This window comes from Hyalangium versicolor, assembly GCF_020103695.1.
GTDB lineage: Bacteria > Myxococcota > Myxococcia > Myxococcales > Myxococcaceae > Hyalangium > Hyalangium versicolor.
Map to the genome: position 1 here is coordinate 266298 of NZ_JAHXBF010000018.1, position 25021 is coordinate 291318.

Consider the following 25021-nt stretch of genomic DNA (forward strand, 5'->3'; position numbering starts at 1 on the left):
AGCGATCCAGGTCCCCCCGGCGCGTGCGGTGGTGCGAGAACAGCCTTCGCTCCGAGGTGCCGGTTCGAAATGAGGACAGGTCTCAGAACTCGATCACCAGCCCGACGCGCTGGGGCAAGGACTCCTCTTGGGGTGCGGTCAACCTGTAGGGAGGATTCGACAGGGCCCGGACGACGCAATCGCGCTGCTCGGGCCGCAGCTCCGCACTGGCTCCTACAGGCTCCAGCTCATGATCCGATGCCGCGCCGCTGCGCGGATTCACCGAGGCCGTCCAGCGCAGGCTGCCGGGACGATCGGAGCCCGTGAAGCACTGCGCGAGCCTGGGGCTCCGCGCCGCTACCTGAAGGCGAAACTCGTCAATCCAATCCGGTGATGCCCGATCGGCTCCGCGATAGCTGGTGCGATCCTGTGACGCGATCTGCCCACGGAGCGGCGGCCGCCGGGGCGGCGTTGGCACAGGGCGCTTTGCCTGGGGTTCTTCCGGCGCCTTCGCTTCAACCTTCGGCACTTCTGCTGGAGGAGGATGCGAACACTCGCAATCCAGAAAGGAGGCCAGCAGCACCAGAATCGCGATGCCCACCGCGCGCCGCAGACGCCGCCGCGTTCGCTCGCGACGAACCGCAGGCAACTGCTCGAGGCGCTCGCGCGCCTGTCTTCCAGCGAGCCGCATCTGCTGGCGCAGCTCGCTCCGGCGCTGGCGCATCGCCTGGCGCAGCTCCCGGGGATTCATTCCGTGAGCCTCCACCCCATGACCAGAGCGCCCTTCGCGTCCCGCCACTCCACGGGCTCGAGCAAGAGGGGGACGAACGCCGACGGGCTCTCAGGCTCTGGGGCCCGGAACGGCCAGGGCAACGCGTCCGCGGGAGCGAGCCGGATGGCGCCCGCGAACGCCTCGTGGCGAGGCGATAGCGCCTGAGCCTTGCTGGACACAGACTGCTCGAGAGAACCCAACCCCTCGAGGATGGCCCGCGCCCGCTGGATGAGCTCCTCCGCCGTGCGCGCGTGGGAGCTGTTCTCTCCGCCTTTCTCGGCGAGCGAGTCCAGAACTCCGATCATGAGCTTCAAGGTGGGGATGTTCGCCGCGCGCACATCTGCTTCCTCGGCCTCGAGGTTCTCGAGGAACTGTCTGATGAAGCGCAACGTGAGGTAGGGCTCCTCGGAGGCCGCATCCCGCAGCCCCGAAACCATCTCCCCTGCCTTTCCATGAGCCAACGGCCGGAGCCGTTCCACGCGACCATCGAGCGCGCTCCCCCGCCGGAGGCTCGCGACCACCAGCTCGAACGACTGCGCATCCGCGCGGAGCGCTGCCTTCCAGATGAGATCTTCCGCGACCGGGTTGTATTCCTGCCGCGGCACCAGCGCCTTCAGCATGGCGAGGATCTCCGCGTTGGTCCGATAGCGCGACAACACATAGGACAGCCATCGCCGAGCAAGCCCCAGCGTCGCGGCCGACTCGCGAGAGCCCTCCGCATTCGCCATCGCGTACGCAAACGAGCGGAGTGCCTCCTCGAGCTGCCCGGCCTCGAGGAACGCGACCCCTCGGTGCAGGGCGATGGGCGCGCGCTCCCGAAAGCCAGTACTGGGATCGAGCTCCAGGAGCCGCTTTCCTCGCTCGCCCGCGATGAGGGCGCTGCGCCGACCTGGCGCGTCACGCGCGTCCAGGAAGCCGATCCACGCCTCCAGCTCCTCCCCACTTCCCTGCTCGATGAGCCCGTCGATGATGGCCAGCACCAGCCGTTCCAGGGCTTCCGGGTCCTGGGAATAGGGGCGCGCCTGCGCGAACAGGGAGAGGCGCCGGGCTCGGCTCAATGTCAGCCACTCGCTCGCCTGCCAGGTCAGAGCTCTCCGCAAGAAGGCCGCCTGCTGCGAGGTCGCCGGCCACGCCGCAGCCGCATCGCGCACCTCCTTGGCTCCTGCCTCGGAGACTCCGAGGCTCCTGGCACGCTGCCTTGCCGCGAAGCCCTCCTGCCGCGCCCGTCGGGCCTGCAGCTCCGCCAGGGCGAGATCGAGATCGAAGATGCGAGCTTCCACCGCGGCGACGTTCTGGACCTTCTCGCGCACCAGGGTTTTGAGCGACATCTCCAGGAGCCGCCGCATCAGCCGCCCGGCCGCGAGTCGATCGCTGAGGTCCGCCCAAGGTGTCCCCCCCACATCCCAAAGCGTGACGCGCGGAAGCAGGCAGAAGGTCCGATGGAAGGTCACCGAGCGCAGCTCCTCGGCCGAGAGAACGTCATTCAGGGAAACGAACCGCTGCTGACGCCCCACCTCGAGAGCGTCGAATGGTGGCGGCACCTCCGGGGGTGGCCCCTTCGTCGCAACCTGGACGAGCCAGTTGTGCAGCGCCAGCGGCCACAGCCCCGCGCCGTGCTCATCCTTGGGAAAACCGTCCTGACATAGGCCCAGGTCCCCGAGAGAGGCCCAGACGACCGAGCGGAAATCCTCGTCATGGCGGCTGCGCTCGCCCTGCTCCGTCAGCCTGTTTCGCAGCAACCACAGCTTGAGCGCATCCGTGGGATGATCGTCTCGGAGGGCCAGCCGGGCGTTGTAGAAGACGAGGGTCTGCTTCGGCGGCGCGTCGTCCGCGAAGGCGGCCGTCGCCAGGGTGAGCGTGAGGAGGATGCTCGCCCAGGACATCAGAACATCCACCCAGCGCTGAACGTCAGCTCCCACCACAGACCCAGACCGGTTCCGGTGATGGGCAGCGCGACCATGGCACGGGGCGAGAAGAAGCCTCCGGTCTGGAAGTAGACGTCCAGGTTGAGGCCCGTGAGCAGGTTGTATCGCGCTTCATCCAGCTCCATGCCCGGAGGCAGCTTGCTGTCGAGGTTCTCCAGCTCCTGCTCCGACAGTCTGGGAGAAATGACCGACTTGGCGACCTGGCCGAAGGAAGCGCCCGAGAACCCCCCCGGATAGAACGCATACCGGATCCCCGCGTTCGCGGAGAGCACGAGTTCGGTCGCGGGGAAGAACCCAGGCCGCGCGGTCGCCACACCCTCCGCCAGCGGATAGCCGAGGTTGACGTCCAACTCGATTCGACTGGGCCGCCCGGACTGGCGATACGGAGTCAGCGCCAGCTTGTCGGTGCTGTCACTCCCCCAGGTCCAGACCCGGGCGATGGCCAGTTCCCCCATGAAGTTTCCCAGCGGCTTGCGGATGAGTCCTCCGAACCGCGCACTGCTGAAGTTGTTGAGTTCCAGGAGCTGGCTGCCGATCAGTCCGACGCCCAGCGTCTTCTTGCGCCAGTCGAAACGCACGGCTCGCGAGGCAACGCCAATCATCCGCTCATTGAGCACATCGAAGGGCGTCCGATGACGCTCGATCGTCTCACCCTCCGCGGCTGCTTCGGGAGGAGGCCCTTCCTTCTTGGGCTGCTCAGGCTGCTCGGGCTGCTCGGGTTGCTTGGGCTGCTCGGGCGTATCCGTGCCTGGCGGCGCGTCACCCTCGCGACGAGCGGTCTCCGCGGAGGCAGGAGAAGGCTCCTCGGCAGCCAGCGTCGCCGACGGCAGCCCCAGAACGGCAATGAACAGGAGCACGCTACGGATCAAGCGGAAAGCCTCCGTCGCCGAGAGCCGGATAGCGCGGCCGATAACATTGCCTCTGGTAGCTGTCGCGGAAGCTCGCGCGGACATTGTAGACCCCCGCCGAGTCGAAGGTCGGATGGTCGCAGAAGCGGGTGCACTGCAGGAGCACCGTGCTGAGCGGGAACTCTCCTCCCTGCCACAGCTCGGTGCCGTAATACGCCTGGTCCGAACTCGAGATCCCGAACGGCACCGTGAGCGAGAACGCACTGGCGGCCCCGGCGAGAAAGACCTCGTACTCGGCGCGCAAGAGGAAGGGGAAGTCCCAGACCAGCCCCAGCGCGTAGGAGGAGCCCCGCAGCGCCTCGTGAACCTGCGGCAGGCTCTGCAGCGGCAGGGGATCGGTGTCCGGCGCGGTGCGAAAGACCACCGCTGACGTGCGCGGGTCCTCGGGCTGGCAATACGAGAACGCATCGCTCGGGGCAGCCGTCACAATCTCATTGTTGAAGAAGGTGGCGACACCGAAATCCCCGACCTGGACATTCTGCGAGATCGGCGTCCGCTCGGGAGCCAGGAAGAGCAACTCGCGCATCTTGCCCGCCTGGGCATCGGAGTACTTCGAGAGGAACTTCAAGTACTGCGCACGGGTGGGAAGAATGGGCAGGCTCGAGAAGCGAAACGGCCCGAGGTTCAGATCAGGAGTGTCCGGCAACAGGGGGCACGAGCGCTGGGACGCCGGCGAGATGACGTCGAGATCATCTTCCTGTATCGCGGGGCACCAGAGCACGAGGTGCTTGAGCTGTGGGCGCACGATTGAATAGCCGAAGCTGTCGAACACGAAGGCCCCACTGACCCGGGGCGAACTCTTGTCCCGCTCGAAGGGGAGGACCTGCTCCAGAGCATCCTCGATGACCCGCGCGAGCTGCCCGCTCGAGTCATCCTGGTGCAGGGCCAGGGAGAGGACCATGTCTCGTCCCTGAGCACGCTCCGTGTCGATCCGCTCGCGGAAGCGGGCGGCGAGCTGATTCGCGAAGCCCGGATCGCGCCAGTTGTCGGTACAGATTTCGGGGGAGCCATCGAGCAAGAGCCGCTGGACCTGCATCGCCCTGTGGGGTTCGGAGATCGTCCGCGCACAGGGCCTCAGCAGGAACCCCAGGACGGCGTTGGTACGGATGGGGTTGCGCAAACCCGGGAAGGCAGCGCTCACCTCCGGGTTCTTCCGTGCCAGCGCCACGGCCTCGAAGGTGCCTCGCGCGTCCGTCACCGTCGACTCGGCGCAGACGATGGACGCCGCCGAGGCCGCCGCTGGCAACCCGTCCGCATGGAACACCGCTCGTGTCGACGTCTCGACCGGGGCCCATCCCAACGGGGTCAGCGATCCAGGACACGCAGGGGTGGACGCGTAGCCGTAGGGGCTCTCCTCGAACGCCTGATCGAGATCGCCGTACCGCGGTTCGCTGATGCGGAAGGTGCGGCGCAACCCCAGCGCCTGCACCTCTTCATTGCGAAGGGTCGGGAACTGGTGGCGAGCGCGCCACTGCACATGGGTGTTGGCCTCGTCAAAGACGCCGTAGACGACCAGGCTGCGATGGGAATAGGCCGGCCCCGCACCGATGAGGTTGAGCTTCACCGGAGCGGAGAGCGTGAGTGCACCCTCCCGGTGGTAGCGCAGGCGCACTCCGACATTCCTGGGGGCTCGCGCGACATGAAGGCTGGTGCTGCCACAGCGGGCCTTGTTCCCACAGTCCACGGGCAGGTGGGTGTGCACCGGGGTGAACTCGGAGACAGGCGTCCAGGGAACTTCTCCGTCATCCGTGCGATAGGAGATCTCGATCTGACTCTCGGGCCCGAGGCCCTGCTCGGCCTCGACGCGATAGAAGATGAAGAGCGTCTCCTCCTGCGAGAACCACGCCGCATCAGCGAGCGTGAATCCGGCGTAGATGTCGGAGATCGGCACCTTCTCGCAGGCCGCGCACAAGGCGAGCGCGAGCAGCACTCCTATGCGGACCATGGCACCCACTCAGGACACGAGCTCCGTGAACGACACCCGGCCCCCCGCCACCAACCGCTTCACCGCCGACACCAGCTCATCGTGGCCCCGGCGAGCCATGCGGAACTGATCCTCCGGAGAGCTGAACGCCATGTTGGCGCGCACGGCGTTCTGCATGGACGGCGCGAGCGTGCTGATGAAGCTCTCCCGCCATGCCGGCTGCTGCACCGAGGACCAGCCCGCCAGCACCTTGACGTCCACCTCGAGCAGCATGTCCGCCTGGACGTCCCGGGGCAGCTTCAGGAGCATGTCCGGGTACAGGATGTCCTGGTACCAGGCCGGGAAGGCTCCGCTCGAGCGCTGGAGCATGCCCGTCAGGAGCGACTGGCGATCCTCTGCGCCAATGTACGTGAAGAGGACGGACAGCGCCCCGGCCGCGTCGAACTCGTGGCCCCTGTCGCGGATGGCATCCGGCGACGACTCCGGAGGATGCGGCAGGGAGCGGCCGGCCCGCGCGGCGTCCAGCGCCTCGAACAGATAGCTCTGCTCCTCGGGGGACATGCGGTTGGACGACAGCAGTTGGCTCGCGATTTTCATCTGGAGCGCGGGAGAGAGCGTGCGCGCCACCTCGTGCTGGGAATCCGAGGGCGCCAGGGCGAAGAGGAGCGCCGCGTGGCGCGGCGTCAGGCTCTCGATCAGGTGCGCGATGCCGCGGCTTCCGAACTCCTCGCGAATGCTCCGATAGCTCTCCGCATCCGACTGAGAGAGCAGCGACGCGCAGATGGCGTGATGGTTGAGCTTGCGGAAGAACTCCGCGTCCGAGGGGAGCTGCTTCTCGTCCACGTGCCTCAGGTACTCCGCGAACCCCACCTTGCGCATCGCGAGCTCACCCTCTGACGAGAAGGCCGAGGACAGCTTGTCCCCGAAGAGGACGATCGCCTTCGCGAGCAGCTCGAACTCTCCCGCCTTCAGCCACTGACGGAGGAGCGCCACGACGACGCTCTTGTCCTTTGCCAGCTCGGCCTCGGTCATCCGGCCCGCCCACAGCCGCCGCTGCTCGGCGACGAACGCCGCCTCCTCGCGCCCCTCCGCCGCTGGGTTGAGCGCCGCCGAAGCTTCACCCGCGGCACCCGAGGCCGTGGCCCCCACCGGTACCGCGGCCTTGTCGAGGGTGCCAGCCGCCATCTGCGCCAGCATCGCCTTCTCCTCGAGCGACTCCTTCCCGAGGCGGCGAAGCGCCCAGATGATGATCAGCGCAGCCACGGTGCCGAGCACCACGGCGATCATCCATGCGAAGTGTGGCAACAGGCTCACCCACAGCTCGCGGAGCGCGACGCCCGACTCCCACTGGGCCGGGGGGGTTGGGGCAACCGCGGCGGGAGGAGGAGGCTCGACCTTGGGCGGAGGAACCGGCTCGGGCTTGGGTGCGGGGGGCTCGCTCAGCGTTGGAGAGATCGGCTCCAGAACCTGACGTCCCACGGTCACCTTGAGCCACCCCTTCGACAGGCGCTGCTCGAGCCGCCGGACGAGCCCCTGGACGTCCCGAGCGGAGACGGACTTCTCGTGAGCGAAGTCACAGGAGGCCTCCGTGAGGTACTCCTGCACCGGAACGCTGCCGGGGCCTTCGGACTGGCCGATGCCCGGCAACGAGGAGGAGCGCGGCATGTCCACCACCGCATGGTCCCGGTAGACGCAGCCCTTGGAGACGCAGCGCTCGGGAGCACAGTCGCGGATCAGCGCCGAGTCGAACTGCCGCTCGAGGGCGCGCAGTTCCAGGAGCACGGTGGCCGGAATGTGCTTCTGGGGCACCGGGACGGTACTCTCCTGGGCCAGGGCGCTGACCGGCAGCGCGAGGAGCAGGCAGAGAACGAGGCTTCTCATCAGTAGATCCTCACGACGACACGGCGGTGCCGGGCCAGGCGTTCCTGGGGGCTCAGCCCCGTGAGCTGCTCCTCGGGCAGCGGTTTGGTATCGGCGTAGCCCTCGACGCGTATGCGCTCGCGCGCGAGCCCTGCCGCCTCCAGCCGCTGCCGCACCACGATGGCGCGCGCGCTGGAGAGCTCCCAGTTCGAGGCGAACAGTCCGCCGCTGACGATGGGGGTCGAGTCCGTGTGTCCCTCGACCGCGAAGGAGTACTTCGTCGAGTAGGGGGCGAGCACCTGCAGCATCGAGGTGACGGCCTGCTCGAGCTCGGGACGGATCTGCGCCTTGCCCGAGTCGAAGACCAGGCCCGAGTTGAGCGAGAGCTCGAGCCCGTCGGCGGTGACGTTCGTGCGCACCAGCTCCTGCATCTGCTTCTGCGCGATCTGCGCGTCGATCTCCTTGCGAATGGACTCCAGGCTCGTGGGGCTCTCGCTCCCGGAGATGCTCTTGACGATCTGCTGCATGCGACCCTTGCTGAGGTTGGCCGCGGTGAGCAGCACCACGAAGAAGAGCAGCAGGTTGGTGATCAAGTCCGCGTAGCTGAGCAGCCAGCTCTCCTCGCTTCCATTCCGGCGCCGTTGCATGGTCTACCCCGCCCTCGACTCCGCCCGCGACACGCCTCCGCCGCGAGCGATGAGTTCGTTCGCGCTCTTCTCGCACCGCTCGAGGAAGCCCAGCCGTTCATCGAGCAGTCCATTGAGCAGGTGGCCGATGGGCCCGGCAATGCCCGCGCCGAAGGCGACTCCGTAGAGCGTCGCGAGCAGGGCGAGGGACATCGCGGCGCCGATGTTGAGGTTGTCCGCGCTCATGCCGCGGAAGAGCTGGATCATGCCTGTGATGGTGCCCACCATCCCGAACGCCGGCCCCAGCTTGGAGAGCATCTCCCAGTTGTTGATCGCCGGCTGCCAGCGGCTGATCTCCTCGTGCCGAAGCTCGAGGAACTCCTTGGAGCTGGCCGCCTCAGGCGCGCGGCTCAGGATGAGATCGACCAGCTGCTTGATGGGATCGAAGCGGCTCTTCTCCGCGATCGAGAGCGCCTGGCCTCGCCTGCCCTCTCGCCACAGCGTGCAGAACTGCTCCCGCTCGAGCTCCATCGCCGACGTCTGCTTCCCGAAGACCTGCAGGCCCGGGATGAGCTCTCGCAGACAGAGGAGGGTGCGCAGCGCCGTCGTGCGGCTGGAACCCACCAGCACCGCCGAGAACGAGCCCACCACCACCATGACCAGGGCATGGCCGTCGAACGCGGAGATGACCTGGGCATTGCCGCGGTCCTTGAACCCGAACCAGACGACGAACCCCAGAACAACCAGGCCAATGATTTGCACGCGAGACTCCTATTTCCTCTGGCGCTGGAGCTCTTCCAGCTTCTTGCGAACTTCCGGATCGCTCTCGATCGCCTCGACCTGCTCGTAGATTTCGATGGCCTTGTCGCGCTCCCCCATCATCAGGAGCAGCGAGGCCTTGGCGCGCAGGAACTCCGGATGCGACTTGTACCGCTGGAGCACCGTCTCGCACCACTCGAGCGCCAGGGGATAGTTCCCTTCCTTGACCGCCTGCTGCATGAGGGAGCGAGCACGGGTGATGCTAACCTCGGGAGCGCTCTCATCGATGCGCAGCCCTCGCGCGCGATAGGCCTCGACGAGCGACGCATCCGCCTGGGTGGGAGGCGGGGGCACCACGCGCGTCGCGGGGATGGTCTTCACGTCGGGACTCCCGGCCCCGTGCTCGATGACGATGCGTTGGCCCGTCGCCAGCACCGGCACGTCGACCTCGGTGATGAGGTTGCCGTCGTTCCACCGGACCTTCATCACCGTGGTGGAGCCGAAGCCGAGCGGCCGCGTCAGCGTCCCCTCCTCCTTGAGCGCCGGGTGTTTCTGGGGCGCGGGCTCGATGAGGTAGTAGGTGTAGTTGCGCGCCGAGCACGCAGCGAGGAACGGAAGGCTGAGGATGAGGACAAGGAGTCGACTCATGGCAGGAAGGGCAGCAGCGAGACGTTCATGAGGGAGAAGCCGACCCCCACCCGCCCATTGGTGGACGCGGAGAAGGTGACACCGTAGTTGGACCTGGCGATGGGCACGCGGAGCATGAAGACCGCCGTCATCAGCGGGTCGACGACATCCACGTCCTCGCCGCTGATGCCTTGAATCAGGCCGGTGGGCAGGCTCATCAGGAGCTTGCCGCCGACCGTGATGTTGAGGGCACTGGGAATCACCCGGTAGTAGGCGCCGCCCACGCCCAGCACCGGGTCGTAGAGAGACAGCGTGAACCCGGAGAGGTTGGCGTTGGTATCCCCCCACTGCTCCACCCAGTCGAGGGAGACGTGCTGTCCGGGGTACATCGTCACGTCAAAGAAGGCGTGCGTGATGCTGTCGCCTCGAGAGCGGCGGTCGAGTTCCCGGACGAGCGCGAGGTTGCGGCGCGTGCGTGCCGGGCCGGTCATCGACGCGTCGAAGTTCTCCGCGAGCACGATGCGGCTGTTGCGCAGCTCGATGATTCGCAGCGACACGCCCTCGGTGGTCTCATCGAGCCAGATGGCGGTCCGAGCGGGCGCCGAGCTGCCTCGGTTCGCTTCGTCCAGGCGGGTGATCTCGGCCGTCCCCAGGCTCGTGGTGACCTGCTCGAGCATGCCGTTCTCGACATAGGTGCGAGGCGCCATGCAGGCCTCGCAGGAGCGGAGCCCGCCAGCGCCGAAGACGCGCGCCAACGTCGCCAATGCCTCGGTCGGGTACCAGGTCCTCGTCTCCTCGAACGCGGGGTTGACGCTGACAACCACCGCCGGCAACAGGTCCTTGGTCGAGAAGCCACCGCCCTCGAGCCGCAAGGCCAGGGTCTCCTCGAGGCGAGAGAGCGCCTCGCGGCTCGCTTCGCGCTGGGCGAGGGCCGCGGTGGGGAGCAATGCGGCAAGGAGGGCGAGGCGCGCTAGAAGCAAAACGACACCTCCACGCCCATGGAGTGGAAACTGATGACGCCCAGATCCAGGTAATGGCCGATGGCTGGGGCATCGCCCATGGAAGGCAGCGACTCCAGGAAGAATCCAGCGCCGATCCGGTTCTTGAGGCGCAGCTCGAGCCCCAGTTGGAGTGCGCCAAACGTCGCCTCCGGCTGCCGGCCCGTGATCTGTTGCAGGATCGCATCCAGATCTGGGATCTCATCTTGAAAGGTGAGCGCGTTGTTGCCATGGATGGAGATCACCGAGGCGCCAACGAACGCATAGAGATCTGGCCCCGTCAGCGAGCTCTCCGAGCCCGAGATCAGGCGAGACAGGCGCCCCTGTGCCAGCCAGCCGACGTGGAGTTCGGGCGCCCAGCTGACCCCCACCGTGAAGCTTCCCATCCATGAGCGAGCCTGGGTGAGCGAGCCTTCTACACCTGCTTGGAGCCAGGGAAACGGCGTGACCCTCACGGGAGCCGAAGACTTCGAGGCATAGGTGCGTACAGCGATCGTCAAAGGCACCTGGTACAGGCCTCGCCCCCGCAGCGCATCGGCATACTCCCGATGCGCCTCCGAGGCGCTCTTCAGGCGGTCTCCGCTGCGCAGGAGGGCTGGCGCGGAGGTCGAGGTGGAGAGCGTCTTCGCATAGATGATGGGCAGCGCTGGCTCGAGGTTGGTGATACGCGCGCGCAGCACCAACGCGGCGCCCTCGGCCTCGAAGTCGAGGAAGAGGGCATGACGGCTTCCCGCGAGGGTGCCCGCTGCGGAGAGGGCCTCTGGCTCGTCCACCCCGCGCGACACGATGGTGCCTTTGGCACCGGAGTGCACGACCACGGCGGTGCACTGCGGGCAGTGCGTGAGCGCAACGTGGGTCCCCGGGTTGTTCACGATGAGGGACGCGAAGTGATTTTCGATGAGGGCCCTCATCCCGCTGCCAAAGCCGACGGGCACACTGACGTCCGCGAGCACCACCGGCGTCTCGAGGGCGAACACGGGTTGCTCGGTCCAACCGAAGACGAGCTCATCGAGCAGATCGTAGGCCTGGAGCTGGATCTGGGCCGCGATCTCTCCGCGCAAGGCCTCCATCTGGGCCTTCTGGGCATCAGACAGCGGCGACTCCTCTGCCCCGGCGGCGGCCGGCAGCACGACGAGGAGCAGACTCAGGAGCGCGGGCCTCACTGGAGCCATTTCCATTCGCCCCGCGCGCACAGCCCGGCATGGAGGCCAGTCTCCCGGGGGTCGACGATCATCACCCCCAGGAAGACATCCCGCTCCGTGAGCACGCCCTCTGCGAAGTAGCGCTGGCAGGCCAGCGGGAAAGCCTGCTTCGGGGGCATCTTCCACAGGACCGCGATGTCACCGGCGGCGAGCACTGGCACCCGGTCCGAAACCTTGCGGCCGCGCTCGACGAGCTCCGTCTTCGCGGCCACGGAGATCTTCGCCGCCACCGCCGGCTCCGGATAGAATGTGTCCACGTGCCAGATAAGCTCACCCGCCTCGACGGCGCTCGCGGCCTGGGTGATGTCCCCCACCGAGCGGCGAAGGGAAGACAGGATCACCTCGTCCCGGGCCGGCCGCTCGCCGTTGCGCATGAAGCGCCGGGTACACGTGAGCGCATCGGTGACTTCCCACGTGCCTCGGGCTGGCGGCTCGGGGACCTGCCCTGGATAGCGCTCGTGCGCCTCGGCCTGGCTGAGGCGCATGCACTCGAGGTTTCGGGCCTCTTCCTTGCTCTGAAAGATCCCAGGGGCTGGGTCGTGGGCCCGTCCCATGAAGACCGGCAGAGGCATCAGGAGCATGATGAGGAGGGTCTCCATGGGTGTCTCTACTTGGAAGATGGACTCTCTGGGGCTTGGGTCGGTGCCTCGAAGCCGCGCATCATCATCGAGCGCATGCGTGCATTGAAGGCAAGCTGGCTGAGCTGCCCGTGGAAGTCTCGCGAGAAGTCCCTCTTGGCCGCGTCGCCCGTGAGGTCCTCCTCGTCGGAGCGAACGAACAGATCCAGCAAGCTGTTCACCGCCCAGAGGCCGGCGCCGCAATACCGCACGAAGCGCCCTTGCAAGGTGTCCGAGGCGAGCAGGAAGCCGGTGGAGTCCCGGATGATGACCTCCTGCGAGAACGTGAAGTCGGTGATGGCGGGAACGAGTGTGAAGGTGATCCCCGACAAGGTCCACAGGAGCGCGCTGTTCTCCTCGTGTACCAACCGCGCCTTCAGGTCGATGATCAGATCGACCTTCGTGACATCTTCGTCACTTCGGGCCGACACCCCTGCGCGCGGGACCTGGACCTCGACCTGGGCGCCCTGCTTCGTGAAGAGCGAGCGAACGTTGCGGCAGAGCTGGTCCGCATCCGACGGTTTGAGGTAGTCGCTGGGGAGGCAGCGGATCAACATGCGCTGACCTTCGAAGTTGGCGAGCTGCGGATCCACCACCACCGGGCGCTGAAGCGAAACGAGGGGCTGGTAGACCGTCACGCAGCCGGATGCCAGCAGGGCGAGGAGACAGGGCACGCCGACGCGGAGCCACCCAGGAACCGGGAGCTGAGGTGTGCTGAGAGGGCGCGGGTGCACGCGCAGTCCCCGAGCAACAATCGCGCCAACCTGATGTGGTAGAGGCATGGATGGATCTGCGCGCCCCCGTGGCGTGCCGTGAACCGCGACACCCGTGTCCTGGTTTCGAGCCGTCTGGGCCATCTTCGTAGAAGCAGCCGTGTTCTACCAGAGACTGGCGGCAGCGCCTCTTCGAGTCCTCGGGCGCGCGCCCGGAACGCGCGGACGTTGTCCTATGAGCGGGTTCGCAACGTGCTTGTGAACCCGCTCACAGCCTCTCTCATCATCACTCGATACCGTCACAGCCACCTGGAACCAGGAGGCTCCCGTGCACCCACTCAGGCCCGTACGTCGAGCGTCCGCAGTGTCAAGGAGTGCCGAACATGCCTCATGACTGGGATTGGTCGTGCCTGACCGGCAGCGTCGTGCTGCCTGGCGACCCGAGCTACAACATCGACAGGACCAACTACAACACCCGCGACACCCGCTCTCCCGCTGCCCTCGTCTTCTGCCGGAACGTCGAGGACGTGCAGAACGCCGTCAAGTGCGTCCGCGCACATGGCATCCCCTTCCGGGTCCGCAGCGGGCGCCACAGCTATGAAGAACTCTCCCTGATGGATGAGGGGCTGATCATCGACATCAGCCGTCTGACGAAGGCCGCCATCGACCCCACGACGGACACCGCACGCGTGGAAGCCGGGATGAGCCAGCAGGCCATGTGGAACCTGCTGGGAGAGAGCCAGACGTACGCCTTTCCCCTGGGCACCATGGGCGGCGTTGGCATCGCGGGCGTGCTGCAGGGGGGCGGCATCGGCATGCTGACCCGTGCCTTCGGCCTGGCCATCGATCAGGTCCTCAGCATCCAGTTGGTGACCGCCTCCGGCAATGTGGTGGAGGCCAACGCCACCACGAACCCCGACCTGTACTGGGCGCTCCGAGGCGGTGGCGGCGGCAACTTCGGCATCGTCACTGCCTTCACGCTCCAGCTCGTCCACATTCCCAAGCTGGCGATCTACGCGCTGAGCTGGCCCACTGCGCGATTCCCATCCGTGATGAGCTACTGGCAGCACCATGCGCCCACCCTGAGAGATCGCCGCCTGACCAGCCAGCTCACTTTCTCCTCCGATGGCTCTGGCTCGTTGCACTCCGAGGGTGTCTACCTGGGTGACCTCGAGGAACTCCGTGAGCTCCTGCTGCCCTGGATCGCCAACTGCCCGCCCCCTCACCCCGTCCGGATCGAGCCGCTGTCCTGGTTCATGTCCACCGTGTACTTCAACAGCTTCGACAGTCAGTGCAATCACCCGTTCAAGACCACCGGCGCCTTCGTCTACCAGCCCCTGCCCGACCCGGCGCTCGCCTCCATCCAGAAGGCCATCACCTCCGCTCCCCCGCGCGTCAGCTGCGATATCTGGATGCAGAGCTTCGGCGGAGCCATGGCCGACGTCCCCTCCACCGCCACCGCCTTCCACCACCGTCAGGCCCAGTTCATCCTCGAGTTCGGCGGCACCTGGCAGGACAGGAACGACACAGACGCCTGCCAGAATGCCGTCCAGTGGACCCGTGATCTGCGCACAGCGCTGCGCGAGTACACCGAGGGCTCCTACGTCAACTTCGCTGATCTGGATCTCGGCAGCCGCTCCACGGGAAACTTCGACTACCTGGATATGTACTACGGCGACAACGCCGCCAGGCTGCGGGCCGTCAAGAGCGCATGGGACCCGGACAACCTGTTCCACTTCGAGCAGTCGATCCCGCCCCAGGGAGCCCCGCCATCGCCGTGAGCCGCGAAGCGGGAGCACTCCCTACACGGCAGATTGAGCAGGTCAAGACCAAGACCCAGAACCGCCTCCAGGCAGGCGGGCAAGGAGCGGTCCAGGCGTCCAGATCGTATCGCGCTCAGTTGCAGCCGCTGCCCGTGGTCGGACCGAGGTCCGCCCATTGGATCCTGCCGTCGGGGACGCCCCAGCGCGCGTTGGTATAGCTCTCGAGATCGATCAGCGCGTCGGCGTCCCCCTTGTTCCGGGTGCAGCAGCCGCTGCAGTCCGAGTCGGCGCACGTGTCGAGCACGGTGACCACGATGGTCTTGGTACCCGACTTCAAGCAAAGGTCATGGAGCTTGTACGCGTTCATGTTGGGGAACACCGCGACGATGTTGTGCGCCGCCACCCACGACTCCGGCTTCTTCGCGGAGCACGCCGCGAACTGCCCTGCCCACGTGCAGCCGTTGTACTCGGTACACTCCTCGCTGTTCGGGTCCGGATACGACGTGTAGTTGGTCTTGTTGGCGGTCTTCCAGACAAGCCCGGCAGCGTTGCAGCCCGTGCCGGAAGGAGGCGGCGTCGTACCCCCGGACAAGCCAGAGATCGTCAACCGCTCCCACGAACCGAGCGCGGCCCCATACGCGAACACCGTGCTGCCGCCGCCGTTCTCCGCCGACACCCAATGGCCCGTCGTCACCGTCTGCAGGCCGACGATGTCGCCGTTGGCGATCGGGCCGCTCCCGCTCTGCTTGACGATGCGGAACGTCTCCCAGCCCTGGCGATTCCCGCTGGCGGCATTCAGCGTCGAGCCGCCGCCGTTCGCGGCCTGAAAGTACTGCCCGGTGCCCGCGCTGATGAAGATCGAGTCTCCACTCTCGAGGGATCCGCCGTTGATGTCATCGATCGTGAACTGCTCCCACGCTTGCGCGGCCGTCGCCGTCGCGATGACCGCGCCGCCGCCGTTGTTCTGCGCGCCCACATACTTGCCGCCGAGCACCGTCTTGAAGCTCACGCCGGAGATGAGCAACGAACTCGAGGCGGATTCCGGGACGTCATCCTGCCCGTCAGGTGAGTTGCTCACCGGAGCGCAAGCGCCCGTGAGCAACAGCGTCGAGCACGCGGCACGAAGGAACAGCCTTGAACGGTCGAAATGGAGCATGAGCCCTGCCTTGGTCAACGGGTCCAGGTTGAAGCGTGTCCTCACACCTATAGAGACGCGTGCGGCCGAATTCGGGTTATCGGAATCGTCCGAGTAATCCAACCCATCAAGAAATACTGGATTTTTATATTTGGCTCGACTTTGCTCGAGGCCACAACCCCGAAGCAGGAGGCCCCTGTGAAGAAAGAGATCGAGAGCTTCAACCCGGTGGTGTGCAACGTCTCCACCCTGGTGGAACTCGACGACGAGCAGCTCGACGCGGTGGTCGGCGGCTACGCCCGCGACGTCGAAGAGTGTCCCACCAACAACGCGTGCGAGCCCAACTGCCACGGACTCTGCACCAACCTCGCGTAGCCGAAGAGCACCAGCGCAGCCCCGCGAAGGCCCACCATGCCAGAGCCACGAAGCACTGGAGCGCAGGGACTCGAGGAGATGATCCGGCTCGAGCCGTTCGAGCTGCCTTCTGCCCCGTTCATGCCCCCGGGCCTGTCTCCTCTCAAGGTCACCAAGGCGGAGCTCGAGGGGCGGAGCGCGCTGCGCGCCAGCAGCTACACCATCTACGTGGATCTGCCCGGCAACGCGGACGACATGCTGCTCGTCCACGCCTACACGGGGGCGTATGACCGGGTCTCCAAGCGCGTGGCGACGTACCTGCGTTCCATGGAGTCCCGCCATGCCCCCAACCCGCTGTATGGCACCTGGACGCCCGAGCCCACCATCGAGGGCCAGGTGCCCCTCCCCTCGGACGAGACCCTCGCCATCCTCCGGGAGCGCGGCTACCTGGTCACGCTGACGCCCGAGGAAGAGGAGACCCTGTTCGCGAAGCTGAGCGCGCGCCGGCACCTGGCGCACCTGCGCAGCGCACCCAGCTACATCGTCATGCCGACGTATCAGTGCAACCTGCGCTGTCCCTACTGCTTCCAGGACCACATGCGCACGGATCCGCGTTACTCACATCTGCTGCGCGTCATGGATCGCGCCATGGCGGACCGGCTGCTCGCGGGCATGCGCACCATCGAAGCCGCGCATGGACTCGCGGCGGACGCGGAGCTGTCGCGCGGCCTCACCTTCTTCGGTGGCGAACCCCTGCTGGCGCGGAGCCGGCCCACGGTCCAGTACCTCATGGAGCAGATGCGCACGCGCGGCAAGGTGCGCGTCAGCGCCATCACCAACGCCACCGAACTCGACGCCTATGAGGATCTGCTGGGCCCGGAGAACATCGCCTCCATTCAGGTGACGCTCGACGGCGTGCCCCAGGAGCACGACCGCCGGCGCATCTACCCGGACGGCTCGGGCTCGTTCGAGCGCATCGCGAACAACATCACCCTCGCGCTGGAGCGGGGCGTGGTCGTCAGCGTGCGGATGAACATCGATCGCAACAACATCTCGCAGCTCCCAGCGCTCGCCGAGGTGTTCGCCGCTCGCGGGTGGACGGGCCGCAGCCAGTTCTCGCCTTACGTCGCCCCCATCCACGCCGGCAACGCTAGCGTGGACGCCCGATCGACCTTCACGAGTTGGCAACTCGCCCAGGCCATGGAGGAGCTCCGCCGGCAGCACCCGGGAGTGGGCCGGATCGGGTTCGCGGACGACTCGCTCCAATTCAAGGCGCGGCAGATCTTTGATCAGAAGGCGCAGAGCGCCGGCTTCAGTACGGCCTTCTGCGGCGCGCACACCACCATGTACGTGCTCGACGCCTTCGGGGACATCTACGCGTGCTGGGAGCGCACGGGGGATCCGCGCGTCCGCATCGGCCACATCGCCGAGTCCGGGGAGGTGCTCATGAGCCGCGCGCACCTGCACGCGTGGCGTGGCCGGAACGTGGTCTCCAACCCCGTGTGCCGCAAGTGCCGCTATGCCACCTCGTGCGGCGGAGGCTGCGCCGTGCTCGCAGAGGGCGCCACCGGGACGCTCTACAAGAACTTCTGTGACGGGTACGCACAGCGGTTCCGCGCCAAGGTGGCCCAGGCTTATCTCGAGCATGCGAGCGGGAAGGAGTCGGGCCTCAACGTCTCGCGACTCTGCGAGGCCTGAGGGACAAGCGCTCGGGCTCACCCTCCCACCAGCCCTGCACGCGAACCGCCTGGAGCGTTTTTCGTGCGACTTCTGACGCCATCTCCTGTCGCGGAGATGGGCTGCGCGGACGCGGCCCGGTGCTCCATTGGGGGAGCGCTGTCGACATCAGAGGATGTTCATGCATCGAGAACGAGGTGGAAACCGGGTCCTGAGAGGTGTGAGCTGGTGGGGGGGAGTGCTCTCCCTCCTCATGGCGGGGAGTGCTCCCGGTAAGGCGCCCACCTCGGGACAGGAGGTGGCGCGCCTCAAGCCCGCCACGCAGTCGAGCACCTCTGGGACGGGGGCCGCGCTCCTCGCCGTGACGGGCACACCTGCTCGTCGGATGGATCTCAACAACGACGGCAAGAGCGACATCAGCCTGTGGAGCCCCAATGCGGGCCACTATTGGCAGGACACCTCCTATTCACTCGTGCCTCAGGCCAACGTCGCCTCCTACGGCTTCGACGTCTTCTTCGGGTTCCCGGCGACCGCGTCCCACTTCCGGGAGGGGGGCTCGGCCCACTACGCCATGGTTCGTGGTGACTTCGATGCAGACGGACGCGGCGACCTGGTGGCTCTGAGCTCCAACGGCGCCGGAACGTGGGCCACCTCCATCGACGTCAACCTCGTTGACAGCTACACGCACTGGACGATCACGGTCCCCGCCAACACTCCCAAGCACATGCGCAATGGCGGCTCGGCCGTCTACCGGACGTTCGCCGGGGACTTCGATGGGGACGGGCGCGACGACCTGGCGACGATCTCCCCCAACGGCGGTGGCGGGTGGGCGAGCTGGTGGTCCATGGAACTCTCCCGCGGCTCCCTGAGCTTCAGCTCCGTCACGTGGGCGAGCAGCACGCCCCAGCACATGCGCAATGGCGGCGTGGCCATCTACAAGACGCTCTCCGGCGATTTCAATGGAGACGGCCGAACGGACCTGCTCACCCTCAGCCCTGACGCGGGCGGCGGCTGGCGTGACTGGGTGTCCATGGATCTCTCCACCGGTGCTGGCTTCTCCAGCACCATCTGGTTGACGCCCACTCCGCTGCGCATGCGCGAGGGTGGAACCAGCGCCACCTATGAATCCTTCGTCGGCGACTTCAACGGAGACGGCCGCAGCGATGTGGCCACGCTCAGCCGTGATGCCACGGGCTCGTGGAGCAACAACATCCTCGTGGATCTCTCCACCGGCAGCGGCTTCGTCACACAGTGGTGGCGCGCCACCACGCCCCTGCACATGCGCAACGGTGGCTCCGACTCCCTCTACAACGTCTTCGTGGGCGACTTCGATGGGGACGGGCGCAGCGATCTGGCGACGATCTCCCCCAACGGCGGTGGCGGGTGGGCAAGCTGGCTCGCGGTGGAGCGCTCCTCAGGCACGGGCTTCATCAGCGAGGTCTGGGCGAGCCCCACGCCCCAGCACATGCGCAACGGTGGTGCCAACGCCACGTATCTGACCACCGTGGGCGACTTCAATGGGGATGGCCGCACGGACTTCGCCACCCTCAGCCCGGACGCAGGCGGGGCCTGGACGGCCAACCTCTCCGTGGATCTGTCCCAGGGCACCACGACCTTCAACAGCTTCTTCAAGCCTGCCCTCGTCGCGGGGGAGATGCACGCGGGAGGATCGTACGCGGACTACTTCGTGTTCTCCGATGTGCAGGCCCGGAGCGATCTGGGCTTCGAGGAGGTGTGCCCCACCTACGCCCTGCGTCGCGTGCGCACCCCCATCCTCCACAAGTGGAACCTGATGGGACGACAGCGCTCGTGGCTGGGGTGTCCCGTCTCGGACACGCTGCCCACGGCGGATGGCGGAGACCAACTCCTCTTCGCGGGAGGCCGCATCTCCGCAGGGCCCGGCAAACCCGCATACGCGGTGGGCGAGCCCTTCCTGTCCAAATGGCTGACCACCTGCAAGCCGGGCACCTCCGCGTGTGGCGCGGACGGTCCGCTGGGCTACCCCACCTCCGACGCGCTGGCTTCCGGAAATGGCTACACCCAGCAGACCTTCGCGGGTGGTTTCATCCAGACCTCTTCCGCTGGAAATACCTTCGCCGTCACCGACTCCATCTACACGGCGTGGACGCGGGCAGGCGGGCTGGCCGTCATGGGGTGGGCCACCTCGGACGTGCTGACGGTGGGGGGAGGCACCGCCCAGCACTTCGTCAACGGTGACATCGCCAACTCCTCCTTCGGCGCTTTCTCAGTGAAGGCGGGAGCCCTCTACAACCGCTGGGTGCAGGCCGGCGGCACCACGGGCGAGCTGGGCTTCCCGCTGGGCGAAGAGCAGGTGTTCCCCGAGCCCGAGGGCGGCCGTGTGCAGTCCTTCTGGGGCCGAGGCCGGCGCTCGGTCATCGCCAGCTCCGCCCGCGGCACCTTCATCGTGCGCGACAATCTGTGGCTGTCCAAGGGAGGCCCGCGTGCCCTCGGCTGGCCGCTGCAGGAGGAGGCGACCTACGCGGGCCATGATGAATGGGGGGCCTACTGCCTCTCCCAGCCACAGCGCACCTTCCGTCAGGACTTCATGCGCTCCACCTCCTGCTATTTCCAAGATGGCGCGCCCCAGAAGGATTTCCTGCCACACCCCTTGGGCGACGTGCCGCGCGACTGCGTCAAGGCGGTGAACAACCCCTACGCCAGGCCCGAGACGGACTGCTTCCCCACGTATGTGCCCCCGTCGCCTCCCCCGCCTCCGGAGTGGGGCAACGGCCACGCCTGCCCTGTTCAGGGCCTGCGCACCCTCTTCACCTACGACTCCCATGGCACCCCCTTCTTCGGGTGCTTCGGGGATCGCGTGCCTGAGGATGAGGGCGGGTACACCACCACCGTCTATACGGGGGGGAGTAGCGGAACCCCCGCGCCCCCCCAGCCGCTCCATCTGCTCAACAACGGCGCGCAGCCGATGTACGGCACGGACAAGGACTCGGTGAACACGGAACTCCAGCAGAGGGTCGCGACGGCCCCCTTCGGGGAGAACATCTACCTGCTCAATGTCCCCAGCATGCAGTGGTACTTCAAGACAGGCTTCTACCTGCTGAAGATTGACAGTTGGTTCGATGACGCGAGGCCCAAGGATTGGCCGTGGGACTCCAAGGGTCCCTTCAGCGCTCCCCTGGTCGCGCGCGTGGTGGGGATCGGCGCCAGGCCCGCGACGATGACGACGGCGGGCTCCGAAAAGACGACGTGGCAATTCTCTCCGGGGCTGGTGTCGCAGAACGACCCGAATGTGCTCGTCATTATCGGAACGGGTAACGGCCCCTTCGACATGACTGGCTTCCCCCTGGGGATCCCGCTGGGCAGCGTCGTGGTGGGCTCCCGGCAGACGTACGGAGGAATCCTCTCCACTCCAGGGTTGATCGACACAGACGCTGTCAACAGGGATGCGACCAACGCACGCAACCACTTCATCAACACGGTGGGCCATGCCCCCAACACCAACACCAACGTCATCGCGCACAGCGCTGGCAGCGTGGTGGGCGAGGCGCTCCTCCGCAACTACTCCTCGGGGCATGGCTGGTTCTACGGCACGCCGCGGAAGGGGTGCAGCACGGCGTCGGGCCCCTGCGAGCGGTACTTCGAGGCCGGTTCCGGTTGGGACATGTACGTACGCAACAACCAGGCGGATCCGGTCGCTGGTATCCTCTATGTTCCGGTGGGAGGGATTTATGCCTCGCTTGGGGATGCGAGTTCCAAGCCCATCAACCCCAACACCCCGCGGAGTGACCTCGAGGGGTTGGGGGATAGGGCATACCACAACTACAACAACTGGGACATCTGGAAGGTCGAGCCCGTGCTGCCGCGCGACAAGTAGCGCTCTGGACGGGTGTTAGGAACGGGAACGTCAGGCGTCCTGGCTTTCAAAGTACACTCGAAGAATTGGCGTCACCCACTCGATGAAGGCGCGAACGCGCTTCGCCAAGAATCGCCGCTGGGGGTAGACGATCTTGGCGTTGCGGCCCGGCGCGGGGCGGAATTTCGGCAACACTTCGACCAACTGCCCGCTCTTGAGATACTCGCGAATACCGATTCGAGGGTTCTGACAGATGCCGAGGCCCGCCAGGGCCGCGGCTTTGTACGCGTCGATGGTCGCGACGGTAATCACACTCTTCATCTTGATCTGACGGCTTCGCTCTCCATCGAAATATTCGAACCCGTCGGGCAGTTCACCCATCACGGTCGAGTAGTGCACGAGGCGGTGGTTCTTCAAATCATCGAGGTCTTTCGGCCTGCCGTACTTCTTGAGATACGCCGGGCTGGCGGCATTGACGATCGTCACCTCGCCCCAGTCGAGCTCGACCGCGCTCAGGCCTGGCTCGAGCGGGCCGCCACGAATCGTGCAATCGACGCCCTCCCGAATGAGATCGACCCTTCGGTCGACGCCGATGATCTCGACTTCAACCTCGGGGTACATCTCGAAGAACTTCGGGAGCTGGGGAATCACGACGTCTCGTGCCAATGAGCTCGCCATGTCGATTCGAATCTTGCCCCTGATTGCAGCCGAACGGGTCTGAAACATCGATTCCATCTCTTCGATGTCGCTCAGCACGTCTTTGCAGCGCTCGAAGAACGAGAGGCCATCGGGAGTGAGCTCGACCTTGCGCGTGGTGCGATTGAGCAGCTTCGCCTGCACCAACGCTTCGAGCTCTTGAACAGTCGTCGTCGCCGTCGCCCTCGGCAGGCCGAGTTGTACAGCCGCCTGCGTGAAGCTGCGCAGCTCGGCCACTTTCACGAAAACGCGCATCGCTGCATATCGGTCCACTCAGGTTCTCCTCTGCGATTGTTCACCCATGACGAACACTCAATTCATTTTTGGGTCATTTATCTGCTCCTACGCGCTATTTACCCTTGGCGCATCATGGCTACAACCCACCCGGCGTACATCATCACTGGCCCGACATCGGGCATGGGCCGCACCACAGCGCTTGAACTGGCAAAGCACGGCACGGTCGTCTTGGTCGGTCGCGACCGCGCGAAACTCGACGAACTCCAGAAAACCATCGAGCGCAAGGGTCAGCGCGCGGTGTCCGTGGTCTGCGATCTGTCTGATCTCGACAGCGTGCGACGCGCGGCCGCCGAGATTGTGGCACTCAAGTTGCCCATTGCCGGCCTGCTCAACAACGCGGGCATCATGCAGCAGCGACCCACGAAGAACGCACGAGGGTGGGACCTGTCGTTCGCGACCAACCACCTTGGGCCATTCGTGCTGACCGAAGCGCTCGTGCCGCATCTCGCCGATGGCACGAACGTGCTGTTCGTTGGCTCGGCTGTCGAAGACCCCGAGCGCAAGCCCGCCGTGGCAGCCGGCTTTCGCGGTGGTCGCTACCTCTCGGCCGAAGCGAGCGCGCGCGGAGAGTGGAAACCAGGAGGCTCGCAGAAGCCGGGAATGGACGCTTACGCAACGTCGAAGCAAGCCACGATCGTGACGGCCCTGGCGTTCGCTCGAGAGACGCCACGATTGCACTTCAACGCCGTCGAGCCAGGCTTCAACCCGGCCACCGGTCTCGGTGGTGCCGACGCTGGCGCATTCGTGCGCTTCGTGCAGAAGTTCATCGTGCCGATGCTCGTGCCGCTCCTGATGCCGTTCGTGAAGATTCTGACCACCTCGAAACGCGCAGGCCGCGTGCTCAGCCAACTGTTGATGAACACGTCGGGCCAGACCGGCATCTATTTCGATGAAGGCGGCAAGCCGATGCGCGGCTCACCGCAGCTCCACGACACTCAGTTTCAAGACCGTGTCGTCGCCGAAACCCGTGCGCTCCTCGCGGCACATCGCAAGTGAACGAACCAGGGTGACAATATGCGCACGCACTTGTTTCAGGGCACATCCATGGCCTTTGGATCCTTCTTCCAGCGAGCAAACTGCTCGGGCGACGGGAAGCCCTGGGCCCGGTAGCGCACGGGATAATCTCCCTCCATGGGGAGCAGCCGGGCACCCATGTCCCGCTCCACGGCCTCCCAGCGCACCACCGCCACGGGGGGAGCTTCAGGGCCAAGCTCGGAGTCCATGAAGAAGATCCGGTCGACGCGCGGCAGCAGCGTGTCGACACCCCTGACCCAGACCGCCTGGCTGATGATATGGCCCTGCTCATCATCGGCGAGCACGAAGTCGGCGGTGAAGAGGTCCAAACCCAACTGCTCGTGGTGCTGGCGGAGCAGGTCGCGCTGATCGGTGTAGTCGCGCGCCTGGCTGTAGACCGCCAACTTGCGCATGGCCAGCCATGCCTTGCCGTAGGGCGACGGCAGGAAGGGCCGCCACCCCTGGAGCGTCCGGCGCAGGGCGTGTCCGTCGAGCGGGCGTGGCGCCTGAAAGGCCTTCTGGGCGAGCTCCGCGGCCCGCAGCAGCCCCTCTTCATCCTCAGAGCCGGTGATGAGCAGCAGATCCCTTTGGGGCACGAAGACCACGGGATCGCCGCGCACCTTGCAGCGGCGCACCACTTCGTCCAGCAGCATGCGAGACACGTCATGGCTGTCTCGCCAGCCGGAGGCGCACACGCCGGGAGCCACGGGGATCAGGGGCTCGGAGCTTTGGCTCCGCAGGTTCTCCATGGCGACGCCGAGCGCCTCGTCGAAGGTGATGCCCCACTCCCGGAACTGCTCCTGCCCCAGGTACTTCATGGCGTCCCCAGTATCGAGAACGATCGCGACGGCGAGCACTTCGCCCAGCGGGCGCCACTCCACGGGCCTCGGGAAGGGACTGAGGTTGTTCAAATCGGGGATCTCGAGCAGCGCGAAATAGGCTCGCGGGCGCACCACGGGCACCAGCGATGAGCGCGCCGAGGTGTAGCTGATGGGAGACCCGGGCGCGCGGCCCAACACCGTGATGCGCTGGAGCGCCCTGTCGCGCTGCTCGGGGGGAGCGGCGCGGTACTCCTCATAGAGGTTGCCGAGAAAGATCGTCTGGGCTTGTTGGCCCTTGGCGTCGGGGATCTGGATGAGGAAGCGCTCGGGATCGTACGTCAATGGATCCGTGAAGCCCGCCGCCCGCAGCGTCTCCAGGGCTTTGCGCGCGTATTCATCCTTGTCCTGCTGAAGAGCAGCGGCGCGACCGCCGTCCCCAGGACTGGCTGGGCTGGCTCCTTGCGTGGGCACGGCGGCGGGCGACGGCTCCTTCCGCACGTCGGCCCACCAAAGCCCGAGAAT

Annotated in this window: 20 protein-coding genes; 5 read left to right on the top strand and 15 right to left on the bottom strand. The window is 66.3% G+C overall.

Annotated elements, in window-relative coordinates; translation table 11 throughout:
* Positions 1-82: 82 nt before the first annotated feature.
* Genes KY501_RS34005 through KY501_RS34060 form a run of 12 tightly spaced genes read right to left on the bottom strand, consistent with a single transcriptional unit; the run spans position 83 to position 12871 of the window.
* The gene (locus KY501_RS34005) at positions 83-730 is read right to left on the bottom strand and encodes a hypothetical protein (RefSeq protein ID WP_224367849.1); all 648 of its coding nucleotides are present in this window, start codon (positions 728-730) and stop codon (positions 83-85) included.
* Positions 727-2634 carry a coiled-coil domain-containing protein gene (locus KY501_RS34010; RefSeq protein WP_224367850.1) on the bottom strand — a complete coding sequence of 636 codons (1908 nt, stop codon included), beginning with the start codon at positions 2632-2634 and terminating at the stop codon, positions 727-729. Before KY501_RS34010 ends, KY501_RS34005 begins: the two co-directional genes overlap by 4 nt.
* Positions 2634-3545 carry a hypothetical protein gene (locus KY501_RS34015; protein ID WP_224367851.1) on the bottom strand — a complete coding sequence of 304 codons (912 nt, stop codon included), beginning with the start codon at positions 3543-3545 and terminating at the stop codon, positions 2634-2636. Before KY501_RS34015 ends, KY501_RS34010 begins: the two co-directional genes overlap by 1 nt.
* A complete protein-coding gene (locus KY501_RS34020) occupies positions 3535-5529 on the bottom strand; it encodes a hypothetical protein (protein ID WP_224367852.1) in 1995 nt (664 codons plus the stop codon). Before KY501_RS34020 ends, KY501_RS34015 begins: the two co-directional genes overlap by 11 nt.
* Before the next feature lie 9 nt (positions 5530-5538).
* The gene (locus tag KY501_RS34025; RefSeq protein ID WP_224367853.1) at positions 5539-7389 is read right to left on the bottom strand and encodes a magnesium transporter; all 1851 of its coding nucleotides are present in this window, start codon (positions 7387-7389) and stop codon (positions 5539-5541) included.
* On the bottom strand, positions 7389-8015 hold the full coding sequence (locus KY501_RS34030; RefSeq protein WP_224367854.1) for an OmpA/MotB family protein: 627 nt from the start codon (positions 8013-8015) through the stop codon (positions 7389-7391). The genes KY501_RS34025 and KY501_RS34030 overlap by 1 nt, the downstream gene beginning before the upstream one ends.
* A gap of 3 nt (positions 8016-8018) precedes the next feature.
* Positions 8019-8756, bottom strand: coding sequence for a MotA/TolQ/ExbB proton channel family protein (locus tag KY501_RS34035; RefSeq protein ID WP_224367855.1), 738 nt, complete (start codon positions 8754-8756; stop codon positions 8019-8021).
* 9 nt (positions 8757-8765) lie between these two features.
* Positions 8766-9401, bottom strand: coding sequence for a tetratricopeptide repeat protein (locus KY501_RS34040; RefSeq protein ID WP_224367856.1), 636 nt, complete (start codon positions 9399-9401; stop codon positions 8766-8768).
* Positions 9398-10360 carry a hypothetical protein gene (locus KY501_RS34045; RefSeq protein ID WP_224367857.1) on the bottom strand — a complete coding sequence of 321 codons (963 nt, stop codon included), beginning with the start codon at positions 10358-10360 and terminating at the stop codon, positions 9398-9400. The genes KY501_RS34040 and KY501_RS34045 overlap by 4 nt, the downstream gene beginning before the upstream one ends.
* Positions 10351-11541: a hypothetical protein gene (locus KY501_RS34050; RefSeq protein ID WP_224367858.1), complete on the bottom strand. Its 1191-nt coding sequence runs from the start codon at positions 11539-11541 to the stop codon at positions 10351-10353. The genes KY501_RS34045 and KY501_RS34050 overlap by 10 nt, the downstream gene beginning before the upstream one ends.
* Positions 11538-12179 carry a hypothetical protein gene (locus KY501_RS34055; protein ID WP_224367859.1) on the bottom strand — a complete coding sequence of 214 codons (642 nt, stop codon included), beginning with the start codon at positions 12177-12179 and terminating at the stop codon, positions 11538-11540. Before KY501_RS34055 ends, KY501_RS34050 begins: the two co-directional genes overlap by 4 nt.
* 8 nt (positions 12180-12187) lie before the next feature.
* Complete coding sequence (locus KY501_RS34060) at positions 12188-12871, bottom strand: hypothetical protein (protein ID WP_224367860.1); 684 nt, start codon at positions 12869-12871, stop codon at positions 12188-12190.
* Between the two features lie 422 nt (positions 12872-13293).
* Here KY501_RS34060 and KY501_RS34065 point away from each other — a divergent pair, with 422 nt between their 5' ends.
* Complete coding sequence (locus KY501_RS34065) at positions 13294-14691, top strand: FAD-binding oxidoreductase (protein ID WP_224367861.1); 1398 nt, start codon at positions 13294-13296, stop codon at positions 14689-14691.
* Positions 14692-14806: 115 nt separating this feature from the next.
* Here KY501_RS34065 and KY501_RS34070 read toward each other — a convergent pair whose 3' ends face one another.
* On the bottom strand, positions 14807-15829 hold the full coding sequence (locus tag KY501_RS34070) for a fascin domain-containing protein (RefSeq protein ID WP_224367862.1): 1023 nt from the start codon (positions 15827-15829) through the stop codon (positions 14807-14809).
* A gap of 177 nt (positions 15830-16006) precedes the next feature.
* On the opposite strand from KY501_RS34070, the gene KY501_RS34075 reads away from it, so the two are divergent.
* The 3 genes from KY501_RS34075 (at position 16007) to KY501_RS34085 (ending at position 21692) form a co-directional block, all read left to right on the top strand.
* Positions 16007-16183, top strand: coding sequence for a hypothetical protein (locus KY501_RS34075; RefSeq protein ID WP_224367863.1), 177 nt, complete (start codon positions 16007-16009; stop codon positions 16181-16183).
* A 36-nt stretch (positions 16184-16219) separates the two neighbouring features.
* The gene (locus tag KY501_RS34080; protein WP_224367864.1) at positions 16220-17860 is read left to right on the top strand and encodes a radical SAM/SPASM domain-containing protein; all 1641 of its coding nucleotides are present in this window, start codon (positions 16220-16222) and stop codon (positions 17858-17860) included.
* 217 nt (positions 17861-18077) lie between these two features.
* Positions 18078-21692, top strand: coding sequence for an FG-GAP-like repeat-containing protein (locus KY501_RS34085; protein WP_224367865.1), 3615 nt, complete (start codon positions 18078-18080; stop codon positions 21690-21692).
* A gap of 30 nt (positions 21693-21722) precedes the next feature.
* On the opposite strand, the gene KY501_RS34090 is transcribed toward KY501_RS34085, so the two are convergent.
* Complete coding sequence (locus tag KY501_RS34090; RefSeq protein WP_224367866.1) at positions 21723-22640, bottom strand: LysR family transcriptional regulator; 918 nt, start codon at positions 22638-22640, stop codon at positions 21723-21725.
* 96 nt (positions 22641-22736) lie between these two features.
* Between KY501_RS34090 and KY501_RS34095 the strand changes: the two genes are divergently transcribed.
* The gene (locus KY501_RS34095; RefSeq protein WP_224367867.1) at positions 22737-23660 is read left to right on the top strand and encodes an SDR family NAD(P)-dependent oxidoreductase; all 924 of its coding nucleotides are present in this window, start codon (positions 22737-22739) and stop codon (positions 23658-23660) included.
* 35 nt (positions 23661-23695) lie between these two features.
* Here the strand turns inward: KY501_RS34095 and KY501_RS34100 are convergent, their stop codons facing one another.
* Positions 23696-24970 (bottom strand): DUF1444 domain-containing protein, encoded by a 1275-nt coding sequence (locus KY501_RS34100; protein ID WP_224367868.1) that lies wholly within the window; start codon positions 24968-24970, stop codon positions 23696-23698.
* Between the last annotated feature and the right edge of the window lie 51 nt (positions 24971-25021).

What these genes read in the sequence shown, in the direction of transcription:
- KY501_RS34095 (WP_224367867.1), top strand. Translation starts at nt 22,737, where the DNA reads ATGGCTACAACCCACCCGGCGTACATCATCACTGGCCCGACATCGGGC.
- KY501_RS34055 (WP_224367859.1), bottom strand. Translation starts at nt 12,179, where the DNA reads ATGGAGACCCTCCTCATCATGCTCCTGATGCCTCTGCCGGTCTTCATG.
- KY501_RS34005 (WP_224367849.1), bottom strand. Translation starts at nt 730, where the DNA reads ATGAATCCCCGGGAGCTGCGCCAGGCGATGCGCCAGCGCCGGAGCGAG.
- KY501_RS34025 (WP_224367853.1), bottom strand. Translation starts at nt 7,389, where the DNA reads ATGAGAAGCCTCGTTCTCTGCCTGCTCCTCGCGCTGCCGGTCAGCGCC.
- KY501_RS34020 (WP_224367852.1), bottom strand. Translation starts at nt 5,529, where the DNA reads ATGGTCCGCATAGGAGTGCTGCTCGCGCTCGCCTTGTGCGCGGCCTGC.
- KY501_RS34010 (WP_224367850.1), bottom strand. Translation starts at nt 2,634, where the DNA reads ATGTCCTGGGCGAGCATCCTCCTCACGCTCACCCTGGCGACGGCCGCC.
- KY501_RS34065 (WP_224367861.1), top strand. Translation starts at nt 13,294, where the DNA reads ATGCCTCATGACTGGGATTGGTCGTGCCTGACCGGCAGCGTCGTGCTG.
- KY501_RS34070 (WP_224367862.1), bottom strand. Translation starts at nt 15,829, where the DNA reads ATGCTCCATTTCGACCGTTCAAGGCTGTTCCTTCGTGCCGCGTGCTCG.
- KY501_RS34080 (WP_224367864.1), top strand. Translation starts at nt 16,220, where the DNA reads ATGCCAGAGCCACGAAGCACTGGAGCGCAGGGACTCGAGGAGATGATC.
- KY501_RS34040 (WP_224367856.1), bottom strand. Translation starts at nt 9,401, where the DNA reads ATGAGTCGACTCCTTGTCCTCATCCTCAGCCTTCCGTTCCTCGCTGCG.
- KY501_RS34030 (WP_224367854.1), bottom strand. Translation starts at nt 8,015, where the DNA reads ATGCAACGGCGCCGGAATGGAAGCGAGGAGAGCTGGCTGCTCAGCTAC.